15 protein-coding genes are annotated in these 16,866 nt (G+C 65.9%); 6 read left to right on the top strand and 9 right to left on the bottom strand.

Annotated features, from left to right (window positions below; translation table 11 throughout):
* Positions 1–153 precede the first annotated feature (153 nt).
* Complete coding sequence (gene rnk / locus ABS45_RS09045) at positions 154–561, top strand: nucleoside diphosphate kinase regulator (RefSeq protein WP_291555105.1); 408 nt, start codon at positions 154–156, stop codon at positions 559–561.
* 52 nt (positions 562–613) lie between these two features.
* On the opposite strand, the gene ABS45_RS09040 is transcribed toward rnk, so the two are convergent.
* The 7 genes from ABS45_RS09040 to ABS45_RS09010 form a co-directional block, all read right to left on the bottom strand.
* Positions 614–1,750 carry an acyltransferase family protein gene (locus ABS45_RS09040; protein ID WP_291555104.1) on the bottom strand — a complete coding sequence of 379 codons (1,137 nt, stop codon included), beginning with the start codon at positions 1,748–1,750 and terminating at the stop codon, positions 614–616.
* Positions 1,751–1,845: 95 nt separating this feature from the next.
* Positions 1,846–2,805: a nitronate monooxygenase family protein gene (locus ABS45_RS09035; RefSeq protein ID WP_291555103.1), complete on the bottom strand. Its 960-nt coding sequence runs from the start codon at positions 2,803–2,805 to the stop codon at positions 1,846–1,848.
* An 82-nt stretch (positions 2,806–2,887) separates the two neighbouring features.
* Positions 2,888–4,678 (bottom strand): acyl-CoA dehydrogenase C-terminal domain-containing protein, encoded by a 1,791-nt coding sequence (locus ABS45_RS09030; RefSeq protein WP_291555101.1) that lies wholly within the window; start codon positions 4,676–4,678, stop codon positions 2,888–2,890.
* Between the two features lie 61 nt (positions 4,679–4,739).
* Positions 4,740–5,672: an electron transfer flavoprotein subunit alpha/FixB family protein gene (locus ABS45_RS09025; protein ID WP_291555098.1), complete on the bottom strand. Its 933-nt coding sequence runs from the start codon at positions 5,670–5,672 to the stop codon at positions 4,740–4,742.
* A gap of 97 nt (positions 5,673–5,769) precedes the next feature.
* The gene (locus tag ABS45_RS09020) at positions 5,770–6,519 is read right to left on the bottom strand and encodes an electron transfer flavoprotein subunit beta/FixA family protein (RefSeq protein ID WP_291555096.1); all 750 of its coding nucleotides are present in this window, start codon (positions 6,517–6,519) and stop codon (positions 5,770–5,772) included.
* Positions 6,520–6,654: 135 nt separating this feature from the next.
* Complete coding sequence (locus ABS45_RS09015) at positions 6,655–7,470, bottom strand: enoyl-CoA hydratase (protein ID WP_291555094.1); 816 nt, start codon at positions 7,468–7,470, stop codon at positions 6,655–6,657.
* Positions 7,471–7,475: 5 nt separating this feature from the next.
* On the bottom strand, positions 7,476–8,429 hold the full coding sequence (locus ABS45_RS09010) for a histone deacetylase family protein (protein WP_291555093.1): 954 nt from the start codon (positions 8,427–8,429) through the stop codon (positions 7,476–7,478).
* A gap of 39 nt (positions 8,430–8,468) precedes the next feature.
* Between ABS45_RS09010 and ABS45_RS09005 the strand changes: the two genes are divergently transcribed.
* The 3 genes from ABS45_RS09005 (at position 8,469) to ABS45_RS08995 (ending at position 12,492) form a co-directional block, all read left to right on the top strand.
* Positions 8,469–9,389 carry a MoxR family ATPase gene (locus ABS45_RS09005; RefSeq protein ID WP_291555092.1) on the top strand — a complete coding sequence of 307 codons (921 nt, stop codon included), beginning with the start codon at positions 8,469–8,471 and terminating at the stop codon, positions 9,387–9,389.
* A complete protein-coding gene (locus tag ABS45_RS09000; protein WP_291555091.1) occupies positions 9,386–10,369 on the top strand; it encodes a DUF58 domain-containing protein in 984 nt (327 codons plus the stop codon). Before ABS45_RS09005 ends, ABS45_RS09000 begins: the two co-directional genes overlap by 4 nt.
* A 95-nt stretch (positions 10,370–10,464) precedes the next feature.
* Entirely contained in the window at positions 10,465–12,492 is a 2,028-nt protein-coding gene (locus tag ABS45_RS08995) for a DUF3488 and transglutaminase-like domain-containing protein (protein ID WP_291555090.1), read from the top strand.
* Positions 12,493–12,529: 37 nt separating this feature from the next.
* On the opposite strand, the gene ABS45_RS08990 is transcribed toward ABS45_RS08995, so the two are convergent.
* Entirely contained in the window at positions 12,530–13,198 is a 669-nt protein-coding gene (locus ABS45_RS08990; protein ID WP_291555089.1) for a DUF2242 domain-containing protein, read from the bottom strand.
* Between the two features lie 182 nt (positions 13,199–13,380).
* Positions 13,381–14,427 (bottom strand): tRNA (adenosine(37)-N6)-threonylcarbamoyltransferase complex transferase subunit TsaD, encoded by a 1,047-nt coding sequence (tsaD, locus tag ABS45_RS08985; RefSeq protein WP_291555088.1) that lies wholly within the window; start codon positions 14,425–14,427, stop codon positions 13,381–13,383.
* A gap of 169 nt (positions 14,428–14,596) precedes the next feature.
* Here tsaD and ABS45_RS08980 point away from each other — a divergent pair, with 169 nt between their 5' ends.
* Together ABS45_RS08980 and ABS45_RS08975 are read left to right on the top strand one after the other, a co-directional pair.
* On the top strand, positions 14,597–16,264 hold the full coding sequence (locus tag ABS45_RS08980; protein WP_024536966.1) for a cbb3-type cytochrome c oxidase subunit I: 1,668 nt from the start codon (positions 14,597–14,599) through the stop codon (positions 16,262–16,264).
* Complete coding sequence (locus ABS45_RS08975) at positions 16,254–16,841, top strand: cbb3-type cytochrome c oxidase subunit II (RefSeq protein WP_024536967.1); 588 nt, start codon at positions 16,254–16,256, stop codon at positions 16,839–16,841. The genes ABS45_RS08980 and ABS45_RS08975 overlap by 11 nt, the downstream gene beginning before the upstream one ends.
* Positions 16,842–16,866 lie beyond the last annotated feature (25 nt).

Here is a 16,866-nt window from a genome sequence, read left to right as displayed (position 1 = left end):
GCTTGGCAACGCACGTGTTTTCATAGACAATCGGAGCTTCTGCGCTGGCCCCGGCGGCGCACGCAGCACCGGCCCGGTCAACCCTGTTGTCCGGGCTTTTGTCCGTTTGCGCGCACTGCATGCGTCAACATATTTTTTGGATAGGAGCCGACCATGGCACGCAAACCACAGATCACTCTGTCTTCCCTCGATTACGAACGGCTGCAGGCCTTGCTGGAAAAGGATGGCAACGCATTTCCGGGCCGCGAGGCGCTGGAAGCTGAACTCGACCGCGCCGACGTGCTCGAGCCCAAGGACATGCCGGCCGACGTGGTAACGATGAATTCCACCGTGCGCTTCACGCTCAAGGAATCGGGCAAGACCAGCACGCTGCAGCTGGTCTATCCCAGGGACATGGACGGTTCGAGTGAAAAAGTTTCCATCTTTGCGCCCGTGGGCATCGCCCTGCTCGGCCTGCGCGTGGGCGACGAGCTGCAAATGCCTAGTCCCACCGGACAGGTGACAGTGCATGTGGAGGCAATCACCTGGCAACCCGAGAGCGCCGGCGAGTTGCACCGCTGACACGTCCCGATCGGCCTGAATCCGGATTTGGGATCAGCCTCTGGCCCACGTTTCAGGCCAGCAACGCTGTAACAAGCCCTGCACCCACCAGCCCGGCCTGCCAGCGCAGCGACGAGCGCCAGGTAGGCCGCTGGTGCTCCACCAAGACATACAGCAACCCGCCAGCGGTGATCGACAGACCATAGGCCAGCGCCATCCCGGCGATCGCCATCGGCACCGAATCAGGCCAGAGGCTGACCACCAGCGCATTGACCAGCAGGCACACGGCGAAGTGCACCAGAAAGACGGAATACGAAATCCGGCCCAGCAACCGCAGCGGCGCCCAATCGCACCACCGCGTCGCCTGCGGTACGCGCAGCGCCAGTACCAGCAGCATTGCCGTCAGCCCGGCCAGCAGGATGCGATCGCGCCAATCCAGCGCCAATGCCAGCACCGTGAGCATCGCAATCAAACCCACCCAGAGCCACGCACGGCGCGTCGAGCTCGCGTGCGCGCCCCAACAGGCCAGCATACCCATGCCGTAGGCACCGAAAAAGTACACCGCCCAGGCATCCCACGCACTGTCACGGTTGAAGCCCAGCAGCGAGAGCGCCGCCAGCGCCAGCGTCAACCACTGTGCCAAGGTCAGCGGTCCGTGCCCATGCCAACCCATGCGCCCACGCGCCCAGAGCGCAAGCCAGTGTGTCCCCACCAGCGCCAAGGTCGAGAAGGCGAAGAGCTGAAAATCAATCGCGACATACCAGACCCCGGCCGACAGCGAATCCTGTCCCAGCACCCCCTGCAACAACAGGGCGTGGGCGATGAGCTGCCACAGACCCGGGTCGGCGCTGACCATGCCTGAATCGTCAAGCCAGGGGCGCACCAGCACATCGACCATGACGACAACGACCAGTGCCGCTGCATACGGTACTACCAGCCGCTCAAAGCGCCCAGCGATGCGCTCCCAGGGGCGCCGCTGGCGAGCGTTGCCGTGCGGTGCCAGACTGGCTGCCGCAAGATAGCCGCCCAACACCAAAAATACCTGTACGGCCATGCGCGCGTACTGCACCAGCCAGTCCGAGACAGCGGGCGCCGCGGCGTGCAAGGTGTCGGACAGCGGCCCGTAGAAAGCCAGGTGGTGCCAGATGATGGCGCTGCACGCGAGGGCCTTTGCGCCGTCGATCAGGGCGCTGCGGGAAGAGTCGGACATGGAGAGAACGGGCAGGGAAACGAGGCAGCCCATCGCTCGGGCCGGGCCTCGTACAACAACAGGTGCGCCAGCCTCGGCGCTGACGCGCGGCAGGCTCAGCGCAGGCGTTCGCGTGCCGCCTCGTATTCGCGGCGCAGGCGCTCGACGAGTTCGCCCGCGCCCACCACCTCGGTGATCGCGCCTATGCCCTGGCCACAGCCCCAGATGTCGCGCCAGGCCTTGGCGTGATTGGCACCTTCACCGGTAGCGAAATTCATCTTGCTTGGGTCGCTCTCGGGCAGGTGGTCCGGATCCATACCGGCATTGCGGATGCTGCCCTTGAGGTAGTTGCCGTGGATGCCGGTGTAGAAGTTGCTGTAGACGATGTCGTCCGAGTCGCTGTCCACGATCATCTGCTTGTAGCCCTCGACCGCACGCGCCTCATGGGTGGCGATGAAGGCCGAGCCGATGTAGGCCAGATCCGCCCCCATGGCCTGCGCGGCCAGGATCGCGCCGCCCGAGGCGATCGCGCCCGAGAGTGCGAGCGGCCCGTCGAACCACTGACGAATTTCCTGCACCATCGCAAACGGGCTCTTGACGCTGGCATGCCCGCCCGCGCCCGCGGCCACCGGAATCAGGCCATCCGCGCCCTTGGCAATCGCCTTGTGCGCGAACACGTTGTTGATCACGTCGTGCAGCACCACGCCGCCCCAGCCGTGCACCGCCTGGTTCACGTCCTCGCGCGCGCCCAGGCTGGTGATGACGATCGGCACCTTGTACTTGGCGCAGACCTGCATGTCGTGTTCCAGGCGGTCGTTGCTCTTGTGCACGATCTGATTGATGGCGTAAGGCGCCGCGGGCTGGTCGGGGTGCGCCTTGTCCCAGGCGGCAAGCGTCTCGGTGATCTCGGCCAGCCACTCGTCGAGCTGCGAGGCCGGGCGCGCATTGAGCGCCGGCATCGAGCCGACGATGCCCGCCTGGCACTGCGCGATCACCAGCTTGGGCGTACTGATGATGAACATCGGCGAGGCGATGACGGGCAAACGCAGCGTGTCAAATACCGGGGGCAAGGCCATGGCAGTCTTTCCAGAAATATGAGTCAAAAAGGCTGTTTGCGCTTTATTGACAAGCGCTAGCAGCTCACTTTTCAATAGTCATTCAAAACGCGTCCAGCGCCAGCGCACAGCAGCTCTCGCCGCCGTGCAGGATGGCGTCGCGCTGGCCCGCGATGCGCGGCAGCAGGTGCTCGGCGTAAAACCGCGCGGTGACGATCTTCGCCTGCATGAAGGCCGCGTCCTGTCCCTTGGCGGACAGGGTCTGCGCGACGAGCAACGCCCGGCCCATCTGCCAGCCGGCCACCAGATTGCCTGTCAACAGCAGGTAGGGCACGCTGCCGGCGAACACCGCGTTGGGCTGGCCCTTGGTGTTGGCGGCAACGAAATCCACCACCTCAAGAAAGGCGGTGCGCGCCTTGGTCAGCTGCGCGGCCACGGCCTTGGCCGCGGGCGTCGCACTCGCGAGCAGCTCAGCCTCGGTCTTCTCGATCTGCGCGGCCACGGCCCTGGCGGTGGCGCCGCCGTCGCGCGCCGTCTTGCGCCCGACCAGGTCGTTGGCCTGGATCGCCGTCGTGCCTTCGTAAATCGTCAGGATGCGCGCGTCGCGCAGGTGTTGCGCCGCGCCGGTCTCCTCGATGAAGCCCATGCCACCGTGGACCTGCACACCCAGGCTCGCCACCTCCTGGCTCATCTCGGTGCTGTAGCCCTTGACCAGTGGCACCATGAATCCGTAGAAGGCCTGATGGTTCTTGCGCGCCGCGGCATCCGGATGGTGGTGCGCCGCGTCGTACGCCGCGGCGGCGATACTGGCCATCGCGCGGCAGCCCTCGGTCAACGCGCGCGCCGTCATCAGCATGCGGCGCACGTCGGGGTGGTGGATGATGGGGCCGCTGCCCGGCAGACTGCCATCCACAGGGCGGCTTTGCACCCGCTCGCGCGCATAGGCCACGGCGCGCTGGTAGGCGCGCTCGGCAATCGCAACACCCTGCATACCCACGGCGTAGCGCGCCGAGTTCATCATGATGAACATGTATTCGAGGCCGCGGTTTTCCTCTCCCACCAAATAGCCGATCGCGCCACCGTGGTCGCCATACTGCAACACCGCCGTCGGACTGGCCTTGATCCCGAGCTTGTGCTCGATGCTGACGCAGTGCACGTCGTTGCGCGCACCCAGGGACCCATCGGCGTTGACAAGAAACTTGGGCACGACGAACAGGCTGATGCCCTTGACGCCCTCGGGGGCCCCTGCCACGCGCGCCAGCACCAGGTGGACGATGTTGTCCGCCATGTCGTGCTCGCCGTAGGTGATGAAAATCTTGGTGCCGAAGACTTTATAGCTGCCGTCACCCACCGGTTCGGCGCGCGAGCGCACCAGCGCCAGGTCGGAGCCGGCCTGCGGCTCGGTCAGGTTCATCGTGCCGGTCCACTCGCCCGAGACGAGCTTTTCAAGGTAGATCGCCTTGAGCTCATCGCTGCCCGCGGTGAGCAGTGCCTCGATCGCGCCATCGGTCAGCAGCGGCGCGAGCGCAAAGCTCAGGTTGGCGGCGTTGAGCATCTCGACGCAGGCCGCGCCTATGGTCTTGGGCAGGCCCTGGCCGCCGAAATCCACCGGGTGCTGCACGCCCTGCCAGCCGCCTGCGGTGAACTGGCGATAGGCCTCCTTGAAACCGGCGGTGGTCGTGACCGCGCCGTCCTTGAACGCGGAGGGATGCAGATCGCCCTCGACGTTCAGCGGCGCGACCACGCCCTCGTTGAACTTGGCGCATTCTTCGAGCACTGCCGCGGCCGTGTCCAGCCCGGCATCTTCGAAGCCGGGGAGCTGTGTGAGCTGATCAATGCACGCCAGATGCTCGATGGCGAACAGCATGTCCTTGACGGGGGCAACGTAACTCATGACAAATCCTCAGTGCAAAAAAAGGGCACCGCACGCGATGCCCTGGATGAGACCAAGCGCCTTACAGCGCCTTCACCAACTCGGGCACAGCCACGAACAAGTCAGCGACCAGGCCGTAGTCGGCCACCGAGAAGATCGGTGCTTCTTCGTCCTTGTTGATCGCCACGATGACCTTGGAATCCTTCATCCCGGCCAGGTGCTGGATGGCGCCCGAGATGCCGCAGGCGATGTAGAGCTGGGGCGCGACGATCTTGCCGGTCTGGCCGACCTGCAAGTCATTCGGTGCGTAGCCCGCATCCACCGCCGCGCGGCTGGCACCGATGGCTGCACCCAGCTTGTCGGCCAGCGGCGTGATCACTTCGTTGAACTTCTCGCTGCTGCCCAGCGCCCGCCCGCCCGAGACGATGATCTTGGCCGCCGTGAGCTCAGGACGCTCGCTCTTGGAGAGCTCTGCGCCGACGAACTGGCTCTTGCCAGAATCGGCCACCGCGGCAAGGCTCTCGACCGCCGCCGAGCCACCGCTGGCGGCGGCTGCGTCAAAGCCCGTGGTGCGCACGGTGATGACCTTGGTGGCATCGCCAGACTGCACCGTGGCAATCGCATTGCCGGCGTAGATCGGGCGCTCGAAGGTATCGGGGCTGTCCACCTTGGTGATGTCGGAAATCTGCGCGACGTCGAGCTTGGCGGCCACACGCGGGGCTACGTTCTTGCCGCTGGCAGTGGCCGGGAACAGGATATGGCTGTAGTTGCCGGCGACGGCGAGCACCTGGGCAGCGAGGTTTTCTGCCAAGCCGTTCTTGAGGCTTGCGCCATCGGCGTGCAATACCTTCGCGACGCCAGCCACCTGGCTGGCAGCCTGCGCCACGGCGGCGGCGCCTTCCCCGACGACGAGGACATGCACCTCGCCGCCGCAGGCAGCGGCGGCAGTGACGGTATTGAGGGTGGCAGCCTTCAGGCTGGCGTTGTCGTGTTCGGCAATGACGAGTGCGGTCATTTCAATTCCTTGGGTTCAGCGTTGAGCGTCAAGCGTTGAGCGGGGGGCGCGGTCCGTTCACGCTGAACACCCAACGCCCAACACTCAACCTGGATATTCAGATCACCTTGGCTTCGTTGCGCAGCTTCTCGACGAGTGCGGCGACATCGGCCACCTTCACGCCGGCGCCGCGCTTGGGCGGCTCGCTGACCTTCAGGGTCTTGAGGCGGGGCACGGCATCCACGCCCAAATCCGCCGGGGTGACGGTGTCGAGCTGCTTCTTCTTGGCCTTCATGATGTTGGGCAGCGTGACGTAGCGCGGTTCGTTCAGGCGCAGGTCGGTGGTGATGATTGCGGGCGTCGTCACGGTGATGGTTTCCAGGCCACCATCGACTTCACGCGTGACCGTGGCCTTGCCGTCGGCCACCTCGACCTTGCTGGCAAAGGTGGCTTGCGGCAGGTCGGCCAGCGCAGCGAGCATCTGACCCGTCTGGTTCGCGTCGTCGTCGATCGCCTGCTTGCCCAGAATCACCAGGCCGGGCTGCTCCTTGTCGACCAGCGCCTTGAGCAGCTTGGCGACGGCCAGCGGCTGTAGTTCATCGTCGGTGTGCACGAGGATGGCGCGGTCGGCACCGATGGCCATGGCGGTGCGCAAGGTTTCCTGGCACTGCGTGACGCCGCAGGAGACGGCGATGACCTCGGTGACCACGCCCTTTTCCTTCAGGCGCACGGCCTCTTCGACGGCGATCTCATCAAACGGGTTCATGCTCATCTTGACGTTGGCAATGTCCACACCGGTGTTGTCCGACTTGACGCGGACCTTCACGTTGTAGTCCACCACGCGTTTGACAGGGACCAGGACCTTCATGGGAGGGGCTCCTCGGGTAGTTGTTGAAAAGGGGAAATGGATGCGCCGACAATTTTATGTTGCGGCGCATCAATAAAATAGAACGATCGTGCTTTTTTGATTATGCCAGCGAACCCGTCGACTGTCGAGCGCGCATCAGGCCGTGTGCTCGGGCAGCGCGGGCTTCCACGCCGGCACGCGCTTTTCGGCAAAGGCGCGCGCGCCTTCCTGCGCGTCGGCATCCATCATGTTGGTGGCCATGGTCTGACCCGCGAGCTGGTACGCGGCCTGCAGGCCGAGTTCGCGCTGCTGGTAAACGAGCTTCTTGCCCATGGCAACGGCCACCGGGGGTTTCTCGATGATGGATTGCACCAGCTTCTCCACCTCGGCATCGAGCTGCTCGCTTGCCACCACGCGGTTGACAAGGCCTTCCTTCAGGGCCGTCCCGGCATCGATGAAATCACCGGTGAGCAGCATTTCCATGGCCCGCTTGGCCGGGACGTTGCGCACCAGCGGCACGCTGGGGGTGGCGCAAAACAGCCCGTAATGGATGCCGCTGGTCGCAAACGTCGCGCCACTGCTGGCCACGGCCAGATCGCATTGCGCCACCAGCTGGCAACCCGCCGCCGCCGCAATCCCCTGCACGCGCGCAATCACCGGTACATCCAGCTGGTTGATCGACAGCATCATGCGGCTGCATTGCCCAAACAGTGTGCGGTAGTAATCCAGGCTGGGATGGGCCGCCATGTCCTTGAGGTTGTGCCCGGCGCAAAACGCACGGCCGACGCCCGCCAGCACCACGACCCGCACATCGGCATCGCGGGCAACCGCGTCCAGCGCCTGCTGCAAAGCGCTCAGCATCTCGCTGCTGAGCGCGTTGAAGCGCTTGGCATCGTTCATCGTGAGCGTGACCACGCCGCGCTCGTCACGCGTCGTGATCAAGAGCTCTTGTGCATCGGTCGTCATTGGCATCTCCATCACAAATCCGCCAGCGCGCGGACATGGGCCTCCACGCTCAAGGCGAGCGGCTGCATCACGTAGCCGCCTTCCAGACAGGAAACGATACGCCCTTTGGAAAACCGCCGTGCGATGTCCTTGATTCGCAGCGTGATCCAGGCAAAGTCGTTTTCCGTCAGCCCCAGCTGCCCCATGTCGTCGTCGCGGTGGCTGTCAAAGCCGGCGCTGATGAAGATCATTTCGGGCGCAAAGGCCTCCAGGCGCGGAATCCACATCACCTCGATGAGCTCGCGAATGTCCATGCCGCGCGTGTAGGCTGCCACCGGCAGATTGCACATGTTGGCCGCCGGATCGCGATCGCCGCTGTAGGGGTAGAACGGGTGCTGGAAGAAGCTGCACATCAGCGTGCGCTCGTCACCCGCCAGGATGTCCTCGGTGCCGTTGCCGTGGTGCACGTCGAAATCGATGACGGCCACGCGCTGCAGGTTGTGGCGCTGCAGCGCGTACTTGGCGGCGATGGCCACGTTGCTCAGAAAGCAAAAGCCCATGGCCTTGTTGTGCGTTGCGTGGTGGCCCGGCGGGCGCACGCTGCAAAAGGCGTTTTCCAGCTCGCCGGCCATGACCGCGTCGGTCGCATCCAGCGCCGCACCGGCGGCACGCAGCGCAGCGGTCCAGGTGTGCACATTCATCGCCGTGTCGGGATCGACCTGCGCGTACGCCGGGCCACCCGCGGCCACCTCTTCCGCGATGCGCTCGGACATGCCGCGCAGCGACGCCACATACCAGCGGTCGTGCGCCAGCTCGATATCGGCCAGCGAGGCCAACGGCGCCTCGCGCTGGTCCAGCACATCGGCCAGGCCGGTCACCAGCATGCGGTTGTGGATGGCGTCCAGCCGCTCCGGGCATTCCGGATGGCCTGCGCCCATCTCGTGCTTGCGGCAATCCGGGTGGGTATAAAAGCCCGTTCTGCTCATACGCTGTCTCCACCGTATTTTTCGGATAACGTCAGGCCCATGGATACACCCGGAAAAATCAAGACGCTGTTGGACCAGCTTAACACGGTGATCGTGGGCAAGCGCGCGCAAATCCAGGATGGCGTGGCCTGCTTGCTGGCGGGCGGCCATCTGTTGATTGAAGATGTCCCCGGCGTGGGCAAGACCACGCTGGCGCACGCGCTGGCGCGCAGCTTCGGTCTGCAGTTCGCACGCGTGCAGTTCACCTCTGATCTGATGCCCAGCGACCTCACCGGCGTCGCGGTCTATGAGCGGGGCAAGGAGGCTTTCGTGTTTCACCCCGGCCCGGTGTTCACGCAGGTGCTACTGGCCGACGAGATCAACCGCGCCAGCCCGCGCACGCAAAGCGCGTTGCTGGAGGCGATGGAGGAAAAGCAGGTGTCCGTCGAAGGCGAGACGCGCGCCCTGCCCCAGCCCTTCTTCGTCATCGCGACGCAAAACCCGCACGAACAGATCGGCACCTTTCAGCTGCCCGAGAGCCAGCTCGACCGCTTTCTGATGCGCATCTCGCTCGGCTACCCGGATCGCACCGCCGAGCGCGCGCTGCTGACCGGCGAAGACCGGCGCGCGCAGCTGGAGCATCTGCCGGCGCTGCTGAACGCCTCCGAGCTCGCGGCGCTGCAGCAGCAGGTGCTGGCGGTGCATGCGGCAGAGCCGCTGCTGGATTACCTGCAGGCGCTGATCGCCGCCACGCGCTCCGGCCAATGGTTTGTGCAGGGACTCTCGCCGCGCGCCGGCATCGCGCTGCTGCGCGCCGCCAAGGCGCAGGCGCTGATCGAAGGGCGCGACTATGTGGCGCCCGACGACGTGCAGGCCATCCTGGCGCAAACCATCGCCCACCGCCTGCATCCCGTGGCCAGCAGCGGCCGCGGCGCCATCGAGCAGGTGCATGCCATGGTTCAGTCGGTGGCGCTGCCATGACCGCCGCCGCGACGGCTGCCCCGCCGCGGCGCTGGCTGGCCGCGCGCTGGCAGCACTGGTGGATGGCGCGCGTGCCGCCCAGCGACAGCCTGCTGCTCACACAGCGCAATGTCTACATCCTGCCAACCCGCGCCGGCTGGATGCTGGCGCTCACACTGGCGGTGCTGCTGGTGGCTTCGATCAACTTCCAGCTCAATCTGGGCTATCTGCTGACGTTTTTGCTGGCTGGATGCGCGGCCGTGAGTACCTGGACCAGCCACGCCACGCTGCGCGGGCTGCAACTGCACCTGCTGCCGCCGCAGCCGCAGTTTCTTGGTGCCCACGTGCTGCTGCAGCTGCAATTGCAAAACGACCGGCGCAGCCCGCGCCGCGGCATCGCGCTTGCGCTGCGCGGCTCCGGGCAGTGGGCTTGGGCGGACGTGCCGGCCGAGGGCAGCAGCAGCCTGGATATCGGCTTTGAGCCGACACGCCGCGGCCTGCAAAGCGTGCCGCCGCTGAGCGTGCAGACCTTGTACCCGCTGGGCATTTTTCGCGTCTGGGCCTGGTGGCGCCCGGCGGCGCAGGTGCTCATCTACCCGCGCCCGGAGCCCGCCAGCCCGCCGCTGCCGCCGGGCGAACCCCGCGCCGGCACGGGCGCCGCTGCCGCCAGCCAGGCCAGCAGCGAGCACGAGGGCGTGCGCGCCTACCGCCGCGGCGACCCGCAACGGCTCATCGTCTGGAAGAAGGCGGCACAGGCACTGGCCAGCGGCACCTTGGTCAGCCGCGACACGCAATCGGCCCAGCGCAGCGAACTCTGGCTCAGCCTTTCCTCCACCGGGCTGGCCGACGGCGAGGCCGGCCTCTCGCGCCTCGCCGCCTGGGTGTTGCAGGCCGATCGCCTGGGCCTGAGCTACGGGCTGCGCCTGGGCACGCGGACCATCGCCCAGGGCAGCGGCGCAGCGCAGCGCGAGCAGTGTTTGCGCGCATTGGCACTTTATTGAATCAGAATGAAATACGGCCTTAGTGCATATCCAGAAAGCGTACCAAGCTATCGCTGCAATAGCAGATCCATCGGCGCGAAGCGGAGGCGTGCGTGATGCAGCGCCTCACTCTCTTGCCGCGCGAGCTGCGCGATACGTTGTTCCTGCTCGCCGTCATCGCCTGCTGCGTCGCGCCGCTGGTGGCGCACATTCCGGCTTGGGCATCGCTGCTGGCCGCGCTACTGCTGGCCTGGCGCGGGTGGCTCGCCTGGCGCACCCGTCCATTGCCCGGACGCTGGGTCACCTGGGTGCTGCTGGCGCTGGTGACAACGCTCACGCTGGCGAGCTTTCACACCATCGTCGGGCCCGATGCGGGGGTGACGCTGATCGTGATGCTGCTGGCGCTCAAGACGCTGGAGCTGCGTGCGCGGCGCGACGCGATGGTGGTGTTTTTTCTCGGCTTCTTCACGCTGCTGTCGAACTTCCTGTTCTCGCAGTCGCTGGGCGTGGCGCTGACCATGCTGGTGGCGCTGCTCGGGCTGCTGACCGCGCTCATCAACGCGCACCAGCCCGCCGGCCGCCCGCCCTTGAGCGACTCGCTACGCACCGCGCTGCGCATGGCACTGCTGGGCGCGCCCATCATGGTGCTGCTGTTCGTGCTGTTCCCGCGCTTTGCACCGCTGTGGGGCATTCCGAACGACCAGCTGGCCGGGCGCAGCGGCCTGTCGGGAGAGATGAGCGTGGGCGCCATCGCCAAGCTGGCGCTGGACGACAGCGTGGCGCTGCGGGTGCGCTTCCATACGCCCGGCGGTCAGCCACCACCGCAGGCCGAGCTGTACTTTCGCGGGCCGGTGCTCAGTGTCTTCAATGGTCGCGAGTGGTTCGCGCTTTCGCAGCCGCAGGCCCGCACCATCAGCTGGGCGGCCCCGGTTCCTGCGCGGCTGCAAGTCCTGGGTCAACCCATACGCTACGAGATGACGCTCGAAGCCAGCCGCCGCCCCTGGCTGGTGACCCTGGACGTGCCTCAGGATCCTCCCGTGCTGCCCCAGGGCGTGCGCACACACATGACGCCCGAGCTGCAATGGGTCACGGCACAGCCCATCACCAGCGTGCTGCGCTACGAGGCCAGCAGCTACCCGCAGTTTCGCAACGGCCCCTTCGAGCGCACGCCGCTGCTGCGCACCTACACCGAGCTGCCAGCCGGCAGCAACCCGCGCACGGCAGCGCTGGCGGCGCAGATGCGCGCCGACCCAAAGCTGACAGCGGGCGGCGCGCAGGCCATGGTGGATGCAGCGCTGCAGCGCTTGCGCAGCGGCGGCTACGTCTACACGTTGGAGCCCGGCGTGTACGCAGACGACACCGCCGACACCTTCTGGTTCGACCGCAAGGAGGGCTTTTGCGAGCACATCGCTTCGGCCTTCGTGGTGCTGATGCGCGCGCTCGACATTCCGGCGCGCATCGTCACCGGCTACCAGGGGGGAGAACGCAACAGCGTGGATGGCTACTGGACGGTGCGCCAGAGCGATGCCCACGCTTGGACCGAGGTCTGGCTGGCAGGTCGCGGCTGGGTGCGCGTGGACCCGACGGCCGCCGTCTCACCGGGGCGGATCGGGTCGCTGCAACGCCTGCAGGCGCCGCGCACGGTGCTGGGCGAAGCACTGGTCGGCATGATCAGCCCTTCCATGCTCGCACGGCTGCGCGCCGCTTGGGAGGCACTGGACAACCGCTGGACGCAGTGGGTGCTGAACTACACCCAGGACCGGCAGCTCGATCTGCTCAAGCAACTCGGGTTTTCCCAGCCGAACTGGCAGGACCTGGTGCGCCTGATCGGTACCGCCCTGCTGGCCGCCATGCTGGCCGGCATGGTTTGGGCGCTGTGGGAACGCGGCCGCACCACGCCCTGGCAACGCCTGCTGCGCCTGGTGCACCGCAGGCTCGCGCATCTGGGCGCGCCGCTGCCCGCGCACCTGCCGCCGCGCGCCATCGCGACGCAGGTACGGGAGCAATTCGGTGCGCCTGCGCAGCCGCTGGCCGATTGGCTGCTGCAGCTGGAACAGGCGCGTTATGCCGCCCGCCCGCAGGCAACGCTCAAGACACTGCGCAACGCATTGAGAAATCTACCCTGGCCAGAAAAAAAAACATAGCTGATAACGCCCTGTCTGTGGGCGCCAAAAGCAATTTTCACTGTGAATCATCCGACGCAGGCAATGGCTCCACACCCTGCTGCGCCGCCTCGGGCTGGGTGACCGGGCGCACTTTCACATCGCTGGCACGCGCCACAGGCGTCGGGCTCGGCAGGTAGCGCTGGAACAGATCAAAGAATCGTGCGTAGAACTGCGCATCGGAAATCGTCTCGCTGCCGACTTTTACCAAAGTGTCATCGGTCGAATTGAGCGGCAGCGACAGCGAACCCAAGCCGCCCACGCCGACCGAGGCAGAGTTGTTGACCTTCTTGATGACATAGCGGTCTTGCACCGCGCTGGCGAAGACCGAGCTGCGATCGCCCTCCTGCCCTTCGGGGGCACAGACGACACGCATCTGCACCTCATAGTGCACGTCAGGCGTGGGCTGGTAGTACTTGCGACCCTTGACGTCTTCCTTCGCTGCCCCTTCGACGATGTAGCCCTGGCTCAGCAGCGCCCGTCGGGCCGCCTCGCACGCCTGCGCCTGCGTCGCCCGCAGATGGCGCGTGTGCACATCGGCACCGTCAAAGTCATTGGGCGTGAAGGCGATGGCGCGCTCGGACCCCGGCAGAGCCTCGGGCAGGCGCGCGCAGGCGGCGAGCAGGCTGGCCGCCAGCAGCAGCGCAGGCAACCGCGCCGCGCCGCGCCAGGAAAGATCGATGAACATGGTGGGTCGATTGTGCGGCTTCAGAGGTTGAGAGTTTTTTGCCCGTGTCCGAAAGGCGCACCAAAACGCACCGGATCGAGGCGCAAAACGCAGCCATAGCCCGGGCTACGGCGAGTATTTGCAACGATGAAACGGGGTGTTTTGGGGTGCAAGGCGGGCATGAGTGAAAAGCGCTCAACCTCTCAGGCGGCCAATGCAGGGGAAATGGCCTGCAAAGGCCAGCGCGGGCGCACGTCAAATTCGTAACGGCGGTCAGGGAATGCAACACCTACCTGCACCCGCATCGCGGCGGCCATCGCGATCATCGCGCCGTTGTCGGTGCACAACTGCAGCTCGGGGTAGTGCACGCGCACGCCCCGCTCTGCGCAGGCGGCATCCAGCATGGCGCGCAGTTGCCGATTGGCGCCCACGCCACCCGCCACCACCAGGCGCCTGAGCCCTGTCTGCGCCAACGCCTTGAGCGACTTCTTCACCAATACCTCGACGATCGCCGCCTGGGTGCTGGCGGCCAGGTCCGCCTTGTGCGCCGGCAGCGCATCGCCGAGCTTTTTGGCCTGGGTGAGTACCGCGGTTTTCAGGCCGGCAAACAGATCTCCGCTGTGCAGCAGCGGCCGCGGCAGCTTGAAAGCCGCAGGATCGCCCTGCTCGGCCAGCTGCGCCAGCACCGGCCCGCCCGGGTACGGCAGGCCCATGAGCTTGGCGGATTTGTCGAACGCCTCACCCGCCGCATCGTCTATGGTCTCGCCCAGCAAGGCGTAGGCGCCCACGCCATCCACCCGCATCAGCTGCGTATGGCCCCCCGACACCAGCAGCGCCACAAAGGGAAACTCGGGCGGATCGGCGCTCAGGAAGGGCGAGAGCAGGTGCCCTTCCAGATGGTGAATGCCCAGCACCGGTACGTTCAACGCCGCCGCCAGCGCACAGGCCACGCCCGCCCCCACCAGCAGCGCGCCCGCCAGCCCCGGGCCGCGGGTGAACGCAACCAGATCCACTGCATTCAACGGCAACGCGGCCTCGGCCAGCACCGCCCGCGCCAGCGGCAGCACGCGGCGGATATGGTCGCGGCTGGCGAGCTCGGGCACCACGCCGCCATAGGCCTGGTGCATCGCTATCTGGCTGTGCAGCGCATGCGCCAGCAGCACCGGCAACGCCGCACCCTTGCCCTGGCGCACCAGGGCCACGCCGGTTTCATCGCAGGAAGACTCGACGCCAAGGATCAAGAAGTTCATGATGGGCAAGTGTAGGCGCCGCGCCGCAGGCGACCCCACGGTGGCCCCGGTCATCAAATAGTCATCGTCAATGACCTTTATACTCCTCGGGTTTTCCCGTAATTTTTTATAACATAAGCGTATACTTATGTAATTCGCCGTAAAGTCGTAAAGTGAAAGGTAGGTCGCCATGGACAGCGCAGTAGTCAGCCTGTTGTCGGCCTTTGTGCTCTCCCTCATAGGGCTTTTCGCCTTCATGTGGTCGATGCGCAAGGGGCTGCTTGTCGAAAACCCGCGTGCCGCCGGCACCATCTTCGCCGCCGACGAAGTCGGCAAGGCGGACGACCCGTCGCTCACCAAGAGCGGCGAACAGCTGCTGCAGCAGGCCATCAACGAGACGCAGGACAAGGGGCGTGAGCTGGTCCAGGCCGAAGACCCCGAAGAACTCGAAGACCGGACGGAGGCAGACCGCTCCAGCGCCTTCCCCACCTTCATGTTCATCGCCTTCGCGGTGATGTGGCTGGTGGTCGGCTCCGCGGCGGGGCTGACGGCCTCGCTCAAGCTGCACTGGCCCGACTGGCTGGTCTCCGAAGCCTGGGAAACCTTCGGGCGCATGCGCACCTACCACCTCACGGCCGTGCTCTACGGCTGGATCACCAATTGCGAGCTGGGCATCATCGTCTGGCTGATCCCGCGGCTGATGCGCACGCCGCTGCGCAATCCGCTGCTGGTGATGATGGGCGGCGCCTTCATCAATGTCGGCATCGCCAGCGCCATCGGCGGTTTCGGCATGGGCTGGACGGCCGGTATGGAATACCTGGAAATTCCGTGGCAGATCGGCATTTTCCTGGTCATCGGCTTCATTCTCATCATCATCCCGGTGATCTCCACCGTCGTGCACCGCAAGTCGCACGAGATCTACGTCAGCGCCTGGTACCACGTCGGCTCGCTGCTGTGGATCGCGCTGCTGTTCACCGTGGCCAAGATCCCCGGCGCGCACTTCGGCGTGGAGCAGGCGACGATGAACTGGTGGTACGGCCACAACGTGCTCGGCCTGTGGTTCACGCCGGCGGCGCTGGGCGCGATCTATTACTTCCTGCCCAAGGTCATCGGACGGCGCGTGAGCTCCTACAACCTCTCCATCCTGGGCTTCTGGACGCTGGCCTTCTTCTACGCCCAGGTGGGCGGCCACCACCTCATCGGCGGACCGGTGCCCGAATGGCTGATCACGCTCTCGGTCGTGCAGAGCATGATGATGATCGTGCCGGTGGCGGCCTTCACGGTGAACATGGCCGGCACGATGTGGGGCCGCATGAAGCTGGCCCTGTACTCGCCCACGCTGCGCTTCATGATGTTCGGCGGCTTCATGTACATGGTGTCCTCGGTGCAGGGCTCGTTCGAGGCGCTGCGCTCGGTCAACCAGGTGGCCCACTTCACCCACTTCACGGTGGCCCACGCCCACCTGGGTGCGTACGGCTTCGTCACCATGGTGCTGTTTGGCGCCATCTACTACATGCTGCCGCGCGTGCTGCGCTGGGAATGGCCCTTCCCCAAGCTCATCTCCTGGCATTTCTGGCTGGCCGCGATCGGCATCCTGATCTACTTCGGGCCGCTGACCTACGGCGGCTGGCTGCAGGGCAAGGCGATGCTGGACCCGAGCGTGCCCTTCATCGATTCGGTCACGCTGACCATCCCCTATCTGTACTGGCGCAGCGTGGGCGGCTCATTGATGCTGGCAAGCCACCTGATCTTCGCCTTCCACGTGCTGGTGATGGTGCTGCGCTTTGGCCCGAACCGCGCCGGCGCCGCGCTCTTCACGCACGAGCAGAACAAGCTGGAGACCGTCCATGGAAAATGAAGTCAAACTCATCACCGGCACGCTGGTCACCTTCAGCATCGCCGTCGCGGCGCTGATACTGATCCCCTACTTCCAGGTGCGCGACCTCCCCGTCCCCGACGGCCTCAAGCCCTACACCAGCGCCGAGCTGCGCGGGCGCGAGGTCTACATCGCCAATGGCTGCGTCTATTGCCACACCCAGCAGCCGCGCGATGCCAGCTTCGGCCCGGACGCCAAGCGCGGCTGGGGCCGCGTCTCGGTGCCGGCGGATTACATCTACGACCGTCCGCACCTGCTGGGCAGCATGCGCACCGGGCCGGACCTGTTCAACATCGGCGTGCGCCAGCCCAGCCTGGACTGGAACCTGGGGCACCTGTACCAGCCGCGGGCCTACGTCAAAGAATCCATCATGCCTTCCTATCCCTATCTGTTCGACGTCAAGGACAAGGCGGACAAGGATGAGGTCGAGGTGCACCTGCCGCCGGACGCCCAGCCCAAGGGCAAGGTGGTGGTGGCCAAGCCCGAGGCGCTGGATCTCGTGAAATACCTGCAGTCGCTCAAGCACGTCTACCCCATCATCCCGGCAGACCCGCAATGAACGCCGCGCGCACCCATACCGTGGA

The organism is Comamonas sp. SCN 65-56 (assembly GCF_001724135.1).
In the GTDB taxonomy this organism is placed as follows: Bacteria; Pseudomonadota; Gammaproteobacteria; order Burkholderiales; family Burkholderiaceae_C; genus Comamonas_C.
Note: the sequence above shows the minus strand (reverse complement) of the source record. Positions and strands in the feature narration are given on the sequence as shown.